Genomic DNA, 17418 nt, shown 5'->3' on the forward strand with positions numbered 1-17418 from the left:
TGGGCCCTCAAGCCTTGCACCGCTCCAGCGGGCACCTTCGCTGGCAAGCCAGCTCCTACGGCCCAGCGTAATCGCGGTGCTACCTGCGTAGGAGCCGGCGCAGCGCCGGGGTGCCTGGACGATCAATGCCCCACCAGTTCCTCCAGCAACTGCTCTTTGTAGCCTTGCAACACGGGTGAAGAGCGGTCCCGGGGATGGGGCAGGTCGACGCGGATCTCATGCTTGATCCGCCCCGGATGCGCGTCCATGACGATTACCCGGTCCCCCAGGTACAGGGCTTCTTCAATGTCATGGGTGACCATGATCACCGTGCAGCGCTGCTGCACCCAGATACGTTGCAGTTCGTGCTGCAGGCGCACCCGGGTCAGGGCATCCAGCGCCCCCAGGGGTTCGTCCAGCAACAGCACCTTGGGCTGGTTGATCAGCGCCCGGGCAATGGCGCCGCGCTGGGCCATGCCGCCGGAGAGCTGATGGGGGTAGGCCTGCTCGAAGCCTTGCAGGTTGACCAGGGCGATGTGCTCGGCCACCCGGCGCTGTTTCTCGGCTTCGGACAAGGGGTGGTTCTTCAGTGCCAGGGCGATGTTCTGGGCCAGGGTCATCCAGGGAAACAGCCGATGGTCCTGGAACACGATGCCCCGCTCCAGGCTGGTGCCGGTCACTGGCTTGCCGTCCAGCAGCATCTGCCCCTGATAGTCACCCTCCAGGCCGACGATCAGCCGCAGCAGGGTGGATTTGCCGCAGCCGCTGGCACCGACAATGCTGACGAACTCCCCGGGCTGGACGTCCAGGTCGATGCCTTGCAGTACCGGCAGGGCCTGGCCCTGGATCCGGTAGCTCTTGTTCAGGCCGCGGATCTGTAGGGCCCCGGTCCGGGCGTGGAGATGAGTGGGGAGCGGGGCGTGTTGGGCGATCGCATTCATGGGGAGGCCTTAACGGGTAGGGCGCCAGCGCAGCAGGCGGCGGCTCAGAAGGGTCAGCAGCAATGTCATCAGGTAGCCGCACAGGCCGATGCACAGCACGCAGAGCACTATCACTTCCATGCGTGAGCCGGCTTCGGCGTTCATCATCAGGTTGCCCAGGCCGGCCCCGGAGGACAGGAACAGCTCGCTGCCCACCGCCGTCACCCAGGCAAAGGCCAGGGCCTGCAACAGGCCGGTGGCAATGCTCGGCAGCGCCGCCGGCAGCAGGATGTGCCGCAGCCGCTGCGCCGGGTTTAGCACCAGCACCTGGCCGACCTCGCGGTAGCGCCGTTCCACCTGGCAAAAGCCCTGGTAGGTGTTGAGCACCATGGGGTAGAAGGCCGCGAGGCTGACGATCAGCATCTTGGAAAACTCACCGTTGCCGAACCACATGGCAATCAGCGGAATCCAGCCGAGCATCGGCACCTGGCGGATCGAATGGAACAGCGGGCCGATCAGGCGGTTGGCCAGGGTCGAGAGGGCCATCAGGGCTCCCAGCATGACCCCGGCCAGGGTCCCCAGCAGCAGGCCGCCGCTGGCTCGGCCCAGGCTGGCCAGCAGGTTGACCGGCAACTCGCCGTTGCCCAGCAGCTCCAGCAAGGCGCTGGCGATGGTGGAGAGCGGCACGAAGGCGTAGGCCCCGGCGGCGTCCTGGCGGGACAGGTATTCCCAGCCGCCGATCAGCAGCAGGGGCAGCAGCAGGCCGCGAAACTTGGCCAGTAGAGTCGTCATGCAAGGGCTCCTAGCGGGTTTGCCAGCGCAGCACGCGCTGTTCCAGGCGGCGGAAGGAGAAGTCCAGGGCAAAGCCGATCACGCCGGTGACCACTATCCCCACCATCACCACATCGATGCGCAGCATCTGCCGGGCCATCTCGATCATCTGCCCCAGGCCGCTGTCGGCGGCCAGCAGCTCGGTGGCCACCAGCACCACCCAGCAGCGGGTCAGGCCGATGCGCAGGCCGGTGATGATCGGTGGTGCCGCGGCGGGCAGGGCGATCTGGCGCACCAGGGTCGGCCAGCGCAGGCGGTAGACGTCGGCCACCTCGAAGTAACTGCGGGGAATGGCCTTGACCCCCTCGCTGGCGGCCAGGGCCACGGGGAAGAACGCAGTCTTGGCGACGATGACGATCTTGAAGGTTTCATCGATGCCCAACAGCAGCACGAACATCGGGATCAGGGCGATGCTGGGAATCTGCCGCAGGGTATGGAACAGCGGCGCGCAGTACGCCTCGACGGTCTTGGACAGGGCCATCAGCACCCCGAACACCAGGCCGCCAAGGGCCCCCAGGGCAAAGCCCAGGCCCAGGCGCGACAGGCTGTTGTGCAAGTGCTCCAGCAACTCGCCGCTGGCCAGCAGGGTTTCGAAGGTGTGCAGCACCTGGGCCGGCGGTACCAGCAGGTTGCGCGGGAAGATCCCGGCCTGGGCCACCAGGGTCCAGAGCAGCAACAGGGCCAGGGGCGAGACCAGCCAGGTCAGGGAGGTGAGCGTGCAGCGCAAGGAATGAGCCATGGCGGTTCTTATATCGGCGAAGTACCCGATGCCTATCGCAAGACCTGTGCCATCGCGCGCTCGTAGGAGCTGGCTTGCCAGCGAAAGCGTCGGTCGGGGCGGTGCAAGGCTTACGGGCCTGTTCGCCGGCAAGCCGGCTTCTACGGGAGCAGCGGCGGGTGGGTGGGTTGTGGGCGCTGGCTTGTCAGCGAAATTGATGCCTGGGCAGCAGCCACTGCTGCCAGGGCAACACCCCGGCAGCAGTCCGGCCTCAGAAGTCGTAGCTGAGGCTGGTGTAGTAGAACGCGCCCTGGGCGCCCTCGGGGCTGGTGATGGAGTATTTCGGCACGCCATACAACTGTGCCCCGGATGCCTTGTCCGGGTGGGTGTCGAACAGGTTGATGGCCCCCACCGACAGCTTCAGCGCCTTGTCGAAGCTATAGGAAATGTCCAGGTCAGTGACCCATTGCGCGCTGAAGGTCTGGTCCAGGGTCGGGTTGCTGGCGTTGAGGCTCTTCCATTGCCCGTACCGGCGCTGCGCCAGGGTCAGGCCCCAGCTGTCGTACAGCCAGTTGGCGCTCAGGGTCAGCTTGTTCTTCGGGGTGCCGTCCTCGATCAGGCCCTGGGTGGTGCGGCCGACGATCTGCGAACCGGCGATGTTGCCCACGTCCCGCAGGGCGGTGATCCTGGTGTTGTTCTGGCTGTAGCCGCTGGACAGGTTCAGGCGCCCCCATTGCTGCAGGTCCAGTTGGTAGTTGCCGGTCAGCTCGACGCCATCGGTGCGGGTGTCGGCGACGTTGGTGTAGAACGCCGCGCTCTGGATGTTGGCGTAAGGGGTGCCGGCAAAGATCGGCGTGACCACCGAGGCCGGCAACTGGTCGGACAGGGTGATGCGGTTGTCGATGTTGATCCGGTACGCATCCAGGGTCACCGAGGCGTTGGCCAGCGGCCGCCAGACCAGGCCCAGGGAGTAGTTGGTGGACTCCTCGGGCTTCAGCGCCTTGCCCCCCAGCAGCTTGGCTTCCGGGCTGTCGGCGCGCAGGGTGCGTTGCTGCACCTCGACGTAGTTGCCGCTGCCCGGCGGTTGCTCCACCACTTGCACGCTGAACGAGGACAACCCGCTCTGCACCAGGGACGGCGCCCGGTAGCCGGTGCTGGCGGTGGCCCGGGCGGCGAGCTGCGGGGTGAAGTCGTAACGCAGCGACAGCTTGCCGTTGGTGGTGTCGCCAAAATCCGAGTAGTGCTCGGTGCGCACCGCCACCCCGGCCTGGAATTTCTCGGTGATCTGGCCTTCGACGTCGATATAGGCGCCCCAGACCTTGCGCTCAAGGGATGCGGCGTCGACCTGGGTAATGCCCGAGTAGTAGCCGGGAATGCGCCGCCCGGTGACCGGGTCCACGGTATTGAACAGCGGCCCGTTCTGCCAGCCCGCCGCTTCGCCGGCGCTCAGTTCGTAGTTCTCCTGGCGCCAGGCCAGGCCCGCCGACAGGGTCAGGGGCTTGAACAGCAGGTCGGTGGGGAAGTCCCGCACCCAGTCCAGGGTCAGGTTGGTCTGGTCGGCCTCGCGCTTGCCGGTGTAGATCTTCGCCGGGCTGGCCTCGCCCCAGCTGGGGTTGATGGCGTTGCGGTCGGCGGATTTCAGGCTGTTGTCACCGTGGTTCAGCGCCAGGTCGAACTTGCCCAGGCGTTCGTCCTCGTAGCGCAGGCCACCGGTCAGGGCATAGTCCTCCAGCGAGTAACGGGTGATCGGCAGGCGGCCGTCGGGGTAGCGTTGCAGGGCGTCGCTGCCGTAGTTGTTGCGCAAGGTGGTGGGCGGGTCGAAGAAGCCTTCGGCGTCGGTGTTCTTGTGGGAGTAGGTGGCAAAACCGTAGGCGGTCAGCCCCTCGCCCAGGCCGAACTCGCTGTTGGCGGCGAAGTTGTACTGGTCCGAGACATTGCCCGAGCCCCAGCGCCAGGTGCGGTAGCGGTTGTTCTGTTCCCGGGGGGTGTTGGTGCTGGTGGAGCCGGGGTAGAAGATCCGGTTGTCGGGGTTGGTGTCACTGGCCGGGTCCTGGCTGCCGGCATCGAAGCTCAGGGTCAAAAAGCCGTCGTTGGGCAGGCTCAAGCCCTTCCAGCCGCTGAGCTTGCGCTGCAGGCCGTCGCCCTTGTCGTAGCCGCCGAAACGGTAGCCGAGATTGCCGCCGTCGTCCTTTTCCTTGAGCACGATATTGATCACCCCGGCGATGGCGTCGGAGCCGTACTGGGCGGCGGCGCCGTCGCGCAGGATCTCCACTCGCTCGATGGCGCTCAGGGGGATCAGGCTCAGGTCCACCGCGGCGGCGCCGCGGCCGTTGACCAGGCTCTGGCGGGTGACGTTGGCGCTGGTGTGGCGGCGCTTGCCGTTGACCAGCACCAGCACCTGGTCTGACGCCAGGCCACGCAGGGAAGCACCCTGGGCGATGGAACCGGCGAAGGCGCCCTGGGGCGACTGCGGGTAGCTGAACGAAGGCGAGAGGGCGGTGAGGGCGCCGGACAGGTCGCTGGCCCCGGTCTGCTGCAACTGCTGGGCGGACAGCACGTCCACCGGTGCGGCGCTTTCCAGGGCCGTTACATCACTGCGCCGGGTGCCCAGCACCACCACCGTGTCCAGGTGATCGGCGCTTGCGCCGGGGGCATTGCTTGAGGTCTGGGCAGCGAACGCGGGCACGGCAAGGCTGCCGACGACCAGCGCCACGGCGCCGGCCAACGGATTGCGATGGAACATCTTTGGATTCCTTGTGAAATGAATGACCCCAACCGCCCCTGTAGGCGCTGGCTTGCCAGCGAAGGCGTCGTCATGGACGGCGCAAGGCTTGCGGGCCTCTTCGCCGGCAAGCCGGCCCCTACAGGGTGGGTGCGGTGGTGGGCGATACCGGCGGCCCGGAAATCAGGGTTCGGGTGGCCTGCCGCGGGCGTCAGAAGCGGCTGGTGACGCTCAGGCCCACGGTGCGCGGGTCGCCGTAGGTGATGACGTATTGCCCCAGGGTGCCGTTGGGCCGGCCATGGACCTGGTAGCGGCGGTCGGTGAGGTTGTTGACGAAGCCGGTGACGCTGAGCTTTTCATCCGGGCTGAACCAGGTCAGGCGGGTGTTGGCCAGGGTGTAGTGGGGCTGGCTCAGGGTCTTGTCGGCGCTGCTCTGGCGGTCGGCGAGGAAGTACTCCTTGTCGCGGAAACTCACGTCGCCGCCGGCCACCAGCTTGCCGCCGATCTCCAGGGGAATGGTGTAGTCGGCCCCCAGGGACACCACGTTGCGCGGCGAGCGCACGAAACTGTTGCCGCTGTAGTCGCCGGTGACCGCGCCGGTGTTGGGGTTGGTGTTCTTGAAGTCGGTGTACTCGGTATCCAGGAACGAGATCGCCGCCCGCAGGTGCAGATAGTCGGTGGGCTGGCCTTCGAGCTCCAGTTCCGCGCCCTTGACCTTGCCCTTGGCGCCATTGGTCAGGGCCGTGGTGAGCACGCCGTTGTTGACCGTCAGCAGGTTCACCTGGATGTCCGAGTAGTCGTAGTAGAAGACGTTGGCGTTGGCCGTCAGGCGGTGGTTGAACCATTCCGACTTGAGGCCGATCTCGTAGGCGTCGAGTTTCTCCGGGTCCACCGTGGTCAACTGCGCCAGGCTGGTGGACAGCCCGGTATTGAAGCCCCCGGAGCGGAAACCGTGGGCGTAGCGCAAGAACACCCGGACGTTGTCGTTGATCCGGTATTCCGGGGTCAGATCGTAGGTCCAGGCTTCCCAGGTCTTGCTCTCGTCGCGGCTGCCATTGCTGCCGGCGGCGCCCAGGGGGATCAGCGGGCCGTTGGCCGTGGCCCGGGTGAGCTGGGTCAGGTCCAGGTCGATGTCTTTCTTTTCCTGGGTCCAGCGCAGGCCGCCGGTCACGGTGAAGTTGTCGGTGAAGTCGTAGGTCAGGTTGCCGAACAGCGCGTAGCTGTCGGTGGTGTGCTGGTAGTTGAGGTCGCGAAAGTCGGTGGCGCCGCCGGTCTGGTTGGAGCCGGTGCCGTTGGGCGTGGGGCCCGGGGTGATGAGGCGCTTGGCCGAGCTGTCCAGGTCCTCATGGAAGTAGTGCACCCCCGCCAGCCAGCGCAGGGTTTCCTGCTGCGGCGAGGCCAGGCGCAGTTCCTGGGAGTACTGGTTGTAGCGGTTGTCGCTGATGGCCGCGCCGTTGACTTCGTAGGGGGTGTAGTCGGCGTCGCTGGTGGACTGCCCGCGAATGTAGTCGTAGGCGCTGATGGAGGTCAGGGTGTAGTCCCCCAGGTGCCAGTTCAGGGTCAGGGACGTACCGTCGTGATCGAGCTTGGCATCCTCGTTGACGTTGAGGGCGATGTTGCGTCCGTCGGGCCGCTGGTAGCCGACGTTGTAGTAACGGCCCACCGGCAGCGAGCCGTTGCTGCCGTCGCCCTTGTATTCCCGGGCGTGGATCTTCAGCAGGGCGTCCAGGTCCGGGTTGAGCCTGGCCAGGAACTGCAGGCGCACGGCCTTCTTGTCGACGTCGCCGTAGGTATGGTCGTCGGTGAGGTTCTTCTGGAAGCCGTCGCGTTCTTCCGAATACAGCGAAAGCCGCGCCGCCAGCCTGTCATCCACCAGGGCACCGCCGATGGCGCCATTGAGGATGCGCTCGCTCTTGCTGCCGATGCCCAGGGTGCCGTAGCCGTCGGTGTCGAAGGTCGGCTTCTTGGAAATCACGTTGACCGCACCGGCAGTGGTGTTCTTGCCGTACAGGGTGCCCTGAGGCCCGCGCAGGATCTCGATGCGCTCCAGGTCGAACAGCGGCCCGCCGCCGGCGATGGGCGCGTTGAGGTAGACATCATCGGCGTAGATGCCCACCGGGAACACCGTGGCCGCCCCGGTGTCGCCCGTGCCCAGGCCGCGGATGTACCAGCGTGGGCGGCCGTCGCCGTCGGGGTTCTTGGCCGAGGCGTTGGGGATGAAGGTGGTGATGTCGCCCATGTTGCGCACCCCGTCGGTCACCAGGCTGGTGCCCTGTACGGCGGACACCGCCACCGGAACCTCTTGCAGGGTTTCCTCCCGGTGCTGGGCGGTGACGGTGACGGTCTTCAGGGCGGGTTCGCTGCTGTTCCCGGTGGTGTCGGTGCCTGTGGTTTCAGCGGCCAGCAGGTCCTGGCTGAATGTGCCCCCGGTGAGCGCCAGTGCCAGCCATAGACTCTTGGTGATCGGATTAAGCTTATGCATGTTGAACTCCCCCATTTAAAGTTTCGCTAAGAGGGCTAGAGCAGAGAACGTGCCAAGAGGCTTAGTGGGTTTTATGGGTAAGCGTTAGTTTGATCAAGCCATTGAAAAACAAGGATTAATTTAAATTCGTTTGAGTGTTTTAGAGAGGGGTTTGGCAGGCGTGAAAAGTTGCGGGCCAGAGGTTTAAAACATCCTGCGCAGGATTCAGCAGAAGTTGCTTGGCTGGTGCTGCTGGAGCAGCACCGATTGCCCGCTGGACTGTTGCTGCGCCAGCACCGGCCCCCCAAGCCCGTAGGAGCCGGCTTGCCGGCGAAGAGGCCCGCGAGACATGCATCGCCTGGGCTGGCGCCTTCGCTGGCGAGCCAGCTCCTACGCAGGGATGCGGTGTACCTGCTTATGTAGGAGCCGGCTTGCCGGCGAAGAGGCCCGTGAGGCATGCATCGCCTGGGCTGATGTCTTCGCTGGCAAGCCAGCTCCTACGGGTTCCACCGTCAGTTCGTCGGGTTATACCGCCACGCGGGAGGTGGAGCCGATGACCGTCTCCAGCACACTGAAGTCGATCCACTCGCGCACGTCGAAACGCCTTGGAATGAACTGCCAGCGATGCAGGAAATCGGTGAAGTCCTGCAAGGCCTCGATGGATCGCGCATCCAGGGTGGTGCGCAGGCGTCGGTGGGCATCCTCGCCATAGGCGGCCGCCACCCAGTACTCGCTGGTGTTCAGTTCCCGGGCCAGGAAGCGCCGGGTTTCCTCGGGGTTGGCCCAGGCCCATTGTTCGGTGCGCAATACGGTGTCGACGATCTTCACGCTGGCGTCGAAGTGCTCGCGCAGCAGGTGGGTGTCCACGGTCAGGGTACGCGGGGTGCCGTTGTTGGAGCGGATCAGCGGGTCGGGGTGGGAACCGGTGTCCACCACCACTTGCAGGCCGAACTCGTTGGCCAGGTGCACGGCGTGGGCGCCCTTGAGGAAGATTGCGTCGATATCGCCCCGCAGCAGGCCGATCAGTTCGTTGTTGCGCCGGCTGAAGCGGGTCACCCCAAGGCTCACTTCGGAACCGTACAGGTGCTGCTTCTGCTCGTCGCTGTAGGTGCCGCCGTAGGGGTAGTCCACCAGTTCCACATCGGCCACTTCCAGGCCTTCGAGCCTGAGGGCGTTCTCCAGGCCGCGCAGGGCCTGGGCCCGGGTGAAGTCGATCTGCACGTTGGCCCACTTGGGCAGGCCGAAGCGCCGGTTCTTCAGGTCGCGGATGCTCTTCACGCCGCTTTCGGCGGTGGTCAGGATCAACTGCACCTCGTCGCTCCAGGACAAGCCCAGGACCCGGGTCTGCACGCCGCTGGAGTAGGCCCAGATGGCCGGGATGTTGCCGCCGTGGCGCACCGAGTTCTGCAGGTGGTGGTCGTAGTGGGCCTCGCGCACTTCGCGTTCGCTGGATTCGCGCAGGGACTGGATATTGGTGCCGAACGGCAGGAAGGCCTCTGCCAGGCGTCCGGACTGTACCGCGATGCCGAGCCCGGTGGGCACCGGGCTGTGGGTGTACCAGAGGGTATCGAGTGATTTGCTCATAAGGGTCTTCAGTTCGAATCCATGAAACCTGGCGCGGTCAGCCGGCCAGAGCGGTAGGGGTAGCCAGCAGCGCATCCAGCGGCCGGCGGTCGATCCATTGGCGCACATCCACCTGCTGCGGGATGAAGCGCCAGCGCCGCAGGAAGGCGCTGAAATCCTGCAGCGCGTCGATGGCCTGTTCTTCCAGGCCGGTGCGCAGGCGCAGGTGGGCATCCTCGCCATAGGCGGCGCTGATCCAGTACTCGCTGCTGTTGGTTTCCCGGGCCAGGTAGCGGCGGGTGTCTTCCGGGTGGTGGCGGGCCCAGTCTTCGGCCCGCAGCACCGCGCCGAGAATCCCGGTGGCGACGTCCAAGTGCTGCTCCAGCAGATGACTGTCCACCGTCAGGGTGCGCGGTGTGCCGTTGTTGCAGCGGATCAGCGGGTCGGGGTGGGCGCCGGTGTCGATCAGGGTACGCAGGCCGAACTCATGGGCATGGCGGGCGGCGCTGGCGCCCTTGAGGAAGATCGCGTCGACTTCGCCTCGCAGCAGGCCCTGCAGTTCCAGGTTGCGTCCGCTGCTGGGCTGGGCGCTGACCGGGGTGTCGGCCAGGGTCTGCACCTGGGGGTCGCTGAAGGTGCCGCCGTAGCGGTAGTTCACCAATTGCAGGTCGCCCACTTGCAGGCCGTCCAGGCCCAGGGCGTTTTCCAGGCCGCGCAGGGCCTGGGCGCGGGTGAAGTCGATCTGTGCGCCGGCCCAGTCCGGCAGGCCGAAGCGTCGGCCCTTGAGGTCCTTGATGCGGTGGATGCCGCTGTCGGCACGGGTCAGGATCAGTTGCACCTCATCGGCCCAGGACAGGCCGATCAGCCGGGTTTCCCGGCCCTGGGCCCGGGCCCAGAGGGCCGGGATGCTGCCGCCGTGGCGCACCGAGTTGCGCAGGCTGTGATCGAAGTGCGACTCGCGCACGGCCTGGTCGCTGGACTCGCGCAGCGACTGCACCTGGGTGCCGAGGGCGCCGAGGCTGTCTTGCAGCCAGCCTTTCTGCACGGCAATGCCCAGGCCCGTGGGGACCGGGCAGCGGGTGTACCAGAGGGTATCCAGAGGATGGGACATGAACGGGCTCCTTATAGGCTCAGGCGCGGGCCTGTAGCGGCGTCGCCTGGGCGACGGGGCGTTGCTGCACCAGGGGCAGGACTTCCTGGCCGATGCGCAGGGCTTCTTCCAGGTGCGGGTTGCCCGCCAGGATGAAGGTGGAGAAACCGGCATCGCGGTACTCCGCCAGGCGCTCGGCAACGTTCTGGTGGCTGCCCACCAGGCCCACGGTGGGCCCCGGCTTGGCCTTGGCGAAGCCGGCCCAGAGGTTGGGGCCGAGGATCAGGTCGTCGAAGCGGTCGACGTTCTGGTGGTAGGCGGTCTGCCGCGCAGCGCCCACCGAATCCGAGCCGCTGGTGAAGTTCTTGGCGATCAGGCTGCCCTTGCCTTCGAGCTTGTCGAACTGGCGGCGCAGGTCGGCCCAGGCCTGCTCTTCGGTTTCCCGGGCGAACAGATCGACCCGCAGGCCGAAGCGCACCGTGCGCCCCTGTTTGTCCGCCAGCTCGCGAACTCGCTCGATGTGGGGCTTGAGCTGGTCGATGGGCTCGGCCCAGTTGAGGTAGACGTCGGCGTGCCGCGCCGCCACGTCCAGGGCCGCATCGGAGAAACCGGAAAAATACACCCCCGGCTTGCGTTCCTGCTGCAGGCCCGGGGGCAGGGCGCCGTTCTCCAGCTGGTAGATATCGCCGTCATAGGAGAAGCGTTCGTTCTGCCACAGGCCCTGGATGATGTCGAGGAACTCGCCGGTGCGCTGGTAACGCCGGTCGTGGTCCAGGTAATCGCCATTGGCTCGCTGGCTGACCGGGTTGCCGCCGGTGATGATGTTCCAGTCCAGGCGGCCGTGGCTGAGGTTCTGCAGGATCGCCGCCTGTTGGGCGGCGTAGGCCGGCAGGGTCCAGGTGGCCTGGAAGGCGATCAGAAAGCGGATGCGCCGGGTTTCCCGGGCCAGGGCCGCGGCCACCACCCAGGGCTCGGGGCCGGTAGGCAGCAGGGCGCCTTCGAAGCCCGCCAGCTCGGCGGCCTTGGCCACCTGGGCGATGTAGTCGATGTAGGTGAAACCGTCGGGCTCGCCGTTGGCCAGGCGCCCGGGGGCGATATGCCCGGCACGGGGGTGGGGGTTGCCGCGATTGTGCTTGTCGGTGCTCAACTGCGGGCCGTCGGTGCCCAGCGGCAGGCGCCAGAAAAATTCAGTGCTCATGGGTGCTCCTGATTCAGTAACCCGTTGCGCCGCGCGGGTGCGAAGACGCCTGTCAGGGAGTAATTGCAACGGCCATGCCATGGCCGTCGCAGCCCACCATGGCGGGGGTTCGGGGGCTTCAGCCGGCCTAGCGCAGGGCCCTGGTGCTGCTGTAGCAGCACCCCGGCAGCAACCGCTGCTGAGCGCGCAACAACCCAGCGCCTCCTTGCCGGCGAACAGGCCCTTGAACATTGTGCTGTCCTTGCGGGCGCCTTCGCTGGCAAGCCAGCGCCTACAGCTGGCGCGATATCGGCGGTGCTTTTGCAGGAGCCGGCTTGCCGGCGAAAGGGGCCGCGGGGTTTGCGCCGCCGGGTTGGTCGGCGCTACGCAGATAGGCCTGGTACAACGCCGCATAGGCGCCGTTCTGCCGGATCAACTGCTGATGCGGTCCCTGTTCCACCAGTTGGCCGTGGCGGATCACCGCGATCCGGTCGGCGTCGCGGATGGTCGCCAGGCGGTGGGCGATGATGATCGCCGTGCGCCCCTGGCACAGCCGGCGCAGGGCGCGCTGGATGCGCCGCTCGGTGTGGATGTCCACCGCCGAGGTGGCTTCGTCCAGTACCAGCACCGCCGGGTTGGCCAGGTAGGCCCGTACCAGGCACACCAGTTGCCGCTGGCCATGGCTCAGGTGTCCACCCAGGGGGCCGACCTCGCTGTGGTACTGGTGGGGCAGGCGTTCCAGCACCTCGTCGGCCCCCAGCTCCCGGGCCGCGGCAATCAGCGTTGCATCATCGGCGCCGGGGGCTGCCAGGCGCAGGTTGTCGAGGATACTGCCGCTGAACAGCACATTGTCCTGCAGCACCACGCCCACGGCCCGGCGCAGGTCGTGCTGGGCCAGGTGCCGGATGTCCACGCCGTCGAGCGTCACGGCGCCGCCCTGAACGTCGTAGAAACGGGTCAGCAACTGCACCAGGGTACTTTTGCCATGGCCCGAGGGGCCGACAATCGCCAGCACTTCGCCGGCCTTGATCTGCAGGTCCAGGTTCTGGATCACCGCGCTTTTGCTCCTGGGGTCGTAGGCGAACCGCACCTGTTCGAAACCGACATCGCCCCGGGCCCGCTGCATGCGCTGGGGCTGGGCCGGGTCGAGGACCTGGGGCCGGGTGTCCAGCAGCAGAAAGATCCGCTGCGCCGAGGCCGAGCCGGTGGCGTAGCGTTCGAACAGGTCAGAGAGCTCCTGCAACGGGCCCAGAAACAGAAACACGTAGAACAGGCTTTCCGCCATCTGGCCAACGCTGATCTGGTTATCGGCCAGCCCATAGCCGCCCACCAGCAGCAGCGCGGCCATGCCGGCGGTGCTGAGCAGCGCGGTGAATGGGGCGAACCAGCTGGAGCGCAGGCTGCCGCGGATCAGCGCCTGGTTGAAGTCATCCAGCAGGCCGCGATAGCGCTGCAGGTTGGGTTCCTGCTGCCCGCATTGCTGGAGCATGCGCGCGCCGCTGACGCTTTCCACCAGGTGCGCGGTGAAGCGGCTGCGGTTCTCCGCGACCCTGGCCCAGTTGCGCTGGGAGATGCGCTTGAAGCCCCAGGTCGCCAGCGCCAGCAGCGGCACCGTGGCCGCCAGGCTGAGGAAGAAGCGCGGGTCGATGCGCCACAGCATCAGCGCCGCCAGGGCGCAGCGCAGCAGGGCCCCCAGCAGCTCCGGCGGACCCTGGATCAGCAGTGGTTCCAGGCTGTCGACGTCGCGGTCGGCGCGGGAAATGATGCGCCCGGCGCGGGTCTGGTCGAAGTAGCTGACGCTCAGGGCCTGGATATGGGCGAAGACCTTGACCCGCAGGTCGTTGAGCACCCGGATCGCCGCGCTGCCGGCGACGAACTGCGACAGCCCGGCCAGGACGAAGCGCCCCAGCCAGCTGGCCGCCAGCCCCAGGCCCAGCCACAGCACCAGGGACTCGTCCAGCAGCCAGTGACCCTGGTCCGGGACCAGCCCGCGGTCCAGCAGTTCGCGCACGAACCAGGGCCGCAGGAACACCGTGAACACCAGCAGCAACTCGATGCCGATCACCGTCAGGATCGGGCCGCGGATCGGCCGCAGCAGGGGCAGCAGGCGCGACAGCATGCTGCGGTCCAGGGCCTGGCGGGCAAGCATTTCCTCGATTTCGATATCGCTCAGGGCCTTGCCGGCGATTGGATTAGCCATGGTCGACTCCCAGCAGGTCGCGGTAGTGGGCGTTGGTCTTGAGCAGCTCGGCGTGGCGGCCGCTGGCGCGGATTCGCCCGTCCTGCAGCAGCAACACCCGGTCCGCCAGGAGAATGGTCGAGAGCTTGCTGGAGATCACCAGCAAGGTGGTGGCCCGGCCCTGGTCTCGGCGCAACTGGCGGATGTTGTCCAGCACCTGGCGTTCGCTGATGGCGTCCAGGGCGCTGGTGGCGTCGTCGAGGCAGAGAATGTCCGGCTCCCCCAGCAGCGCCCGGGCCAGGCTCAGGCGCTGGCGCTGGCCACCGGAGAGGGTGACCCCGCGATCGCCGAGGCGGCTGTCCAGCCCTTGGGGCAAGCGTTCCAGTACGTCTTCGGCGGCTGCCAGGGCCAGGCCCTGGCGCAGCTGCCGGTGGCTGGCGTCGGGGGCCGTGAGGCGCAGGTTGGCCGCCAGGGTGTCGGAAAACAGGAAGCTTTCCTGGGGCACCACATGCACCCGGCGCCGCAGCTGTTGCAGGTCCAGGTCGCGCACGTCCTGCCAACCGCTGAGTTCCGAGCCCAGCAGCACCCGGCCGGCACCGGCCTCGGTGAGGCGCGGCAGGAGGCTGGCCAACAGGCTCTTGCCGGTGCCGGTGGCGCCTACCAGGGCCACCACCTCGCCGGGCTCAAGGCTCAGGGAGCAGTCATCGAGAATCTTCCGGCCACCGCCGGGGGCGCTGACGCTGACCCCCTCCAGGCGCAACCCCAGGGGCGCCTGGGGCAGTCGGGCGTTGCCACTGCGGATGTGCAGCGGCTCGTCCAGCAACTGCCAGATGCGCTCGGCACTGGAGCGGGCGTCGGCAAAGGTCTGCATCACCCGGCCGATGCCTTCGATGCGAAACACCAGGGTGGTGACGATCAGCAGGGCGCTGACCAGCTCGCCGATCCCCAGCTGCCCGGCCGCCACCTGATGAGCGCCGTAGACCAGGATCCACACGTGGCTGAGGGCGACCACGGCCTGGGGCAGGGGGATACGCGAACTGGAATAGGCCAGGGCCCGGCGCGCATGCTCGGCGAACAGCCCGACCTGGGCGGCAAAACCCTGGATGCGGCTGTGCTCCAGGGCGAAGGACTTGATCACCCGCACCCCACCGATGCCCTCGCTGAGGTCCTGGTTGACCCGGTCGTAGGCAGCGCCCACTGCGCGGTCGAGGCTCACCAGGTGCTCGGTCTGGCGCACGAAGATCCACAGTCCGCAGGCGGTGAGCAGCAGCGGCACCACCGCCAGCCAGGGGCTGTACCAGGCCAGCAGGCCGACCGTGGCCAGCACCACCAGGGGCGTTTCCACCACCTGGCGCCAGAAGCTGATCAGGGCATCGCGGACCTTGTCTGCATCGCGGGTGGTGCGGGTGATCATTTCACCCATGCCGTGCTGCCAGTGGTAGCCCAGGTGCAGGCCCTGGACCTGCTGCAGGATGCGCTCGCGCAGGCGGGTCAGCAGTTCCTGGCTGAGCACCAGGGACAACACCGTGGCGGCGTACTGCAGCAGGCCGCGGCCCAGGGCCACCGCCAGCAGCAGCCACAGCCAGTACCAGCCCAGGCTGGCATCCAGGCTGCCGTCGGCCAGGTGCTTTACCGCCTGCCCGCTGCTGACATCGTTGACCGCATGGCCGATCAGCCACTGCTGCCAGAACAGTCCGAGGTTGACGGCGACATAGAGCAGCGCCACCAGGGTGAAGCGCCACGGCACTTCCCGGTAGATCGCCAGCGCGCGCAAAAGAGGGTGTTTTTCGATCATGCAGGGCTCGTTCAAAAAATCGGCCACCCCCGTAGGGGCAGACTTGCCAGCACCTAGGGTGTGCGTGATGCCGTGGTTGTGGGTAGGCGCCGGCTTGCCGTCGAAGAGGTCCGCAAGCCTTGTGCCGGGCTTGAGGGCGCTTTCGCTGGCAAGCCAGCGCCTACGGCGGCGTCAGGGTGCGGGGCGGGTCGCGCCCTGTTGCTCCTTGGCGTTGAGGATCGCGGTGTATTCGCCCGGGTCGACGCCGTTGAGGTAGTAGTTGCCCACGTGGTGCAGGCGCCAGCGGATCGGGTCGTGGGTGGTGTGCACCCGGGCATTGCGCCAGAAGCGGTCGAGGTTCCATTTGCTCAGGGAGGAACTGGCCCCCAACAGCGAGAAGATGTCGCTGGAGATCTTCAGCGAGGCGCTGTCGGAATGGGCCCGGGCGGTGGCCACGGACAGGATCAGCTGGTCCTGCAGTTCCTTGTTGTCCGGGTCCTGCTCGTGTTCGTCGAACACCCGCGCGGCATCGCGCAGCAAGGATTCGGCAGCACGCAGGGCTACGGCGTATTCACCGATCTGCTTGATGATGTGCGGCTCTTCGCTGGCGTGGTCGACGCCGCTTTCCACCCAGGGCCGGGCGTGCTGCTTGAGGTAGTCCACCGCGGCCCCCAGGGCTCCGGCGGCGATCCCGGTGTCGATGGCCGCATGGAGGATCTGCGGGAAGGTCAGGCCGGTGCGTTTCATCGGGCCCTTGCGCGGCGAGACAAAGTCTTCGTCCAGTTCGATGTTGTCGAACAGCACCGTGCCGCTGACCGAATTCTGCTGGCCGAAGGCATGCCAGTCGTCCACCAGGGTCAGGCCCGGGGCGTTGCGGTTGAGCAGCACCCCGGCGCCGCCTTCTTCGCTGGCGGCGGTCAGGGAAATCCATTCGGCCAGGTAGGAACCGGTGGAGTAGAACTTGCTGCCGTTAAGGATCAGTTTGCCGTCGGCGCGGCGCTCGATACGGGTCTTGAGGGCGAACTTGTTCTTGCCACCGACCTCCGCCAGGGCATTGCCCAGGCGCTTGCCGGCCAGCACGTCGCTGACCACGCGGTCGCGCACGGCATCCGGGTAACCGTTGAAGATGCCCCGCAGCATCACGTTGTGGATCTGCAGCAACTGGCCGACACCGCCATCGGCCACCGAGATCAGGCGCACCGTTTCGACGATGGTGGCCACCGACGCCCCCAGGCCACCGAAGGCCTTGGGCACACCGATGGCGGTCAGGCCGCTGTCGGACAGCAACTGCGCCTGGCGCCGCGGCAACTGGCCGTTGGCCTGGCTGTCGGCGGCGATGGCGGCGATTTCCGTGGCGATTTCCCGGGCCACGGCGATGGCTTCGGCCTCGCTGCCCAGGACACGGACCGGAGTGACAGGAAGGGCTTGAACGCTACTCATGCTGGTACCTCTATCTGAAGAAATCTGCCCCCAGGGGCGTGTGTATCGACCTGATCCGTAGGAGCCGGCTTGCCGGCGAAGAGGTCCTTGAGCCTGGCGCCAGTCTTGGCAACGCCTTCGCTGGCAAGCCAGCTCCTACAGGGGCGTGTGTATCGACCTGATCCGTAGGAGCCGGCTTGCCGGCGAAAGGGCCCTTGAACCTTGCGCCGGTCTTGGCGACGCCTTCGCTGGCAAGCCAGCTCCTACGAAAAAGGGCTGGGTTTGAGGAGGCTTGAGCAAGTTCTGCGCCAGGGCCTTTTCAGTGTGCTGAAAATCCGTTGCAGGCCTTGTGCGACAAGGCTGGCGGGCGGGTGCGCAATGGCTTCTAAAACGCCTGCTGCTGCTCCAGCAGCAATGCTCGTCGGCCCGTTGCTCCGACAGCAGCAGTCGCTGCGCAATGCTGCTGGTCGGGCAGCAGTCGGCGAGGTGCCGGTTTTGCGGGCAGCGGCCCAGGCCCCGTAATCCGGGGCCTTGCCCGGTTGGCACGGGCGCTGCAATAGCCCTGGCAACAGCCATTGCACAGGA

The 17418-nt window shown here is 66.9% G+C and carries 11 protein-coding genes; all 11 read right to left on the reverse strand.

Features of this window, described 5'->3' with window-relative positions:
• Positions 1-122: 122 nt before the first annotated feature.
• The gene (locus AC1RL5_RS03360; protein WP_011061466.1) at positions 123-920 is read right to left on the reverse strand and encodes an ABC transporter ATP-binding protein; all 798 of its coding nucleotides are present in this window, start codon (positions 918-920) and stop codon (positions 123-125) included.
• Between the two features lie 9 nt (positions 921-929).
• Positions 930-1691, reverse strand: coding sequence for an ABC transporter permease (locus tag AC1RL5_RS03365; RefSeq protein WP_015635737.1), 762 nt, complete (start codon positions 1689-1691; stop codon positions 930-932).
• Positions 1692-1701: 10 nt separating this feature from the next.
• A complete protein-coding gene (locus AC1RL5_RS03370; RefSeq protein WP_019094960.1) occupies positions 1702-2469 on the reverse strand; it encodes an ABC transporter permease in 768 nt (255 codons plus the stop codon).
• A 250-nt stretch (positions 2470-2719) separates the two neighbouring features.
• Positions 2720-5191 (reverse strand): TonB-dependent receptor plug domain-containing protein, encoded by a 2472-nt coding sequence (locus AC1RL5_RS03375; RefSeq protein WP_123577864.1) that lies wholly within the window; start codon positions 5189-5191, stop codon positions 2720-2722.
• Positions 5192-5381: 190 nt separating this feature from the next.
• Positions 5382-7652, reverse strand: coding sequence for a TonB-dependent receptor (locus tag AC1RL5_RS03380; protein ID WP_072450563.1), 2271 nt, complete (start codon positions 7650-7652; stop codon positions 5382-5384).
• Between the two features lie 504 nt (positions 7653-8156).
• Positions 8157-9215, reverse strand: a complete 1059-nt coding sequence (locus tag AC1RL5_RS03385) for an ABC transporter substrate-binding protein (RefSeq protein ID WP_011061460.1) — start codon at positions 9213-9215, stop codon at positions 8157-8159.
• A gap of 37 nt (positions 9216-9252) precedes the next feature.
• On the reverse strand, positions 9253-10305 hold the full coding sequence (locus AC1RL5_RS03390; protein ID WP_103407269.1) for an ABC transporter substrate-binding protein: 1053 nt from the start codon (positions 10303-10305) through the stop codon (positions 9253-9255).
• A gap of 19 nt (positions 10306-10324) precedes the next feature.
• Positions 10325-11482, reverse strand: a complete 1158-nt coding sequence (locus tag AC1RL5_RS03395; protein ID WP_041118346.1) for an LLM class flavin-dependent oxidoreductase — start codon at positions 11480-11482, stop codon at positions 10325-10327.
• Between the two features lie 271 nt (positions 11483-11753).
• Positions 11754-13661 (reverse strand): ABC transporter ATP-binding protein, encoded by a 1908-nt coding sequence (locus tag AC1RL5_RS03400; protein WP_492588941.1) that lies wholly within the window; start codon positions 13659-13661, stop codon positions 11754-11756.
• Positions 13654-15435: an ABC transporter ATP-binding protein gene (locus AC1RL5_RS03405; RefSeq protein ID WP_492588940.1), complete on the reverse strand. Its 1782-nt coding sequence runs from the start codon at positions 15433-15435 to the stop codon at positions 13654-13656. The genes AC1RL5_RS03400 and AC1RL5_RS03405 overlap by 8 nt, the downstream gene beginning before the upstream one ends.
• A gap of 171 nt (positions 15436-15606) precedes the next feature.
• On the reverse strand, positions 15607-16854 hold the full coding sequence (locus tag AC1RL5_RS03410) for an acyl-CoA dehydrogenase family protein (protein ID WP_103291222.1): 1248 nt from the start codon (positions 16852-16854) through the stop codon (positions 15607-15609).
• Positions 16855-17418 lie beyond the last annotated feature (564 nt).

Source organism: Pseudomonas sp. GW822-FHT06D10 (assembly GCF_058799535.1).

Coding starts and splice junctions, on each gene's coding strand:
- AC1RL5_RS03360 (WP_011061466.1), bottom strand. CDS start 920: ATGAATGCGATCGCCCAACACGCCCCGCTCCCCACTCATCTCCACGCC.
- AC1RL5_RS03365 (WP_015635737.1), bottom strand. CDS start 1,691: ATGACGACTCTACTGGCCAAGTTTCGCGGCCTGCTGCTGCCCCTGCTG.
- AC1RL5_RS03370 (WP_019094960.1), bottom strand. CDS start 2,469: ATGGCTCATTCCTTGCGCTGCACGCTCACCTCCCTGACCTGGCTGGTC.
- AC1RL5_RS03375 (WP_123577864.1), bottom strand. CDS start 5,191: ATGTTCCATCGCAATCCGTTGGCCGGCGCCGTGGCGCTGGTCGTCGGC.
- AC1RL5_RS03380 (WP_072450563.1), bottom strand. CDS start 7,652: ATGCATAAGCTTAATCCGATCACCAAGAGTCTATGGCTGGCACTGGCG.
- AC1RL5_RS03385 (WP_011061460.1), bottom strand. CDS start 9,215: ATGAGCAAATCACTCGATACCCTCTGGTACACCCACAGCCCGGTGCCC.
- AC1RL5_RS03390 (WP_103407269.1), bottom strand. CDS start 10,305: ATGTCCCATCCTCTGGATACCCTCTGGTACACCCGCTGCCCGGTCCCC.
- AC1RL5_RS03395 (WP_041118346.1), bottom strand. CDS start 11,482: ATGAGCACTGAATTTTTCTGGCGCCTGCCGCTGGGCACCGACGGCCCG.
- AC1RL5_RS03400 (WP_492588941.1), bottom strand. CDS start 13,661: ATGGCTAATCCAATCGCCGGCAAGGCCCTGAGCGATATCGAAATCGAG.
- AC1RL5_RS03405 (WP_492588940.1), bottom strand. CDS start 15,435: ATGATCGAAAAACACCCTCTTTTGCGCGCGCTGGCGATCTACCGGGAA.
- AC1RL5_RS03410 (WP_103291222.1), bottom strand. CDS start 16,854: ATGAGTAGCGTTCAAGCCCTTCCTGTCACTCCGGTCCGTGTCCTGGGC.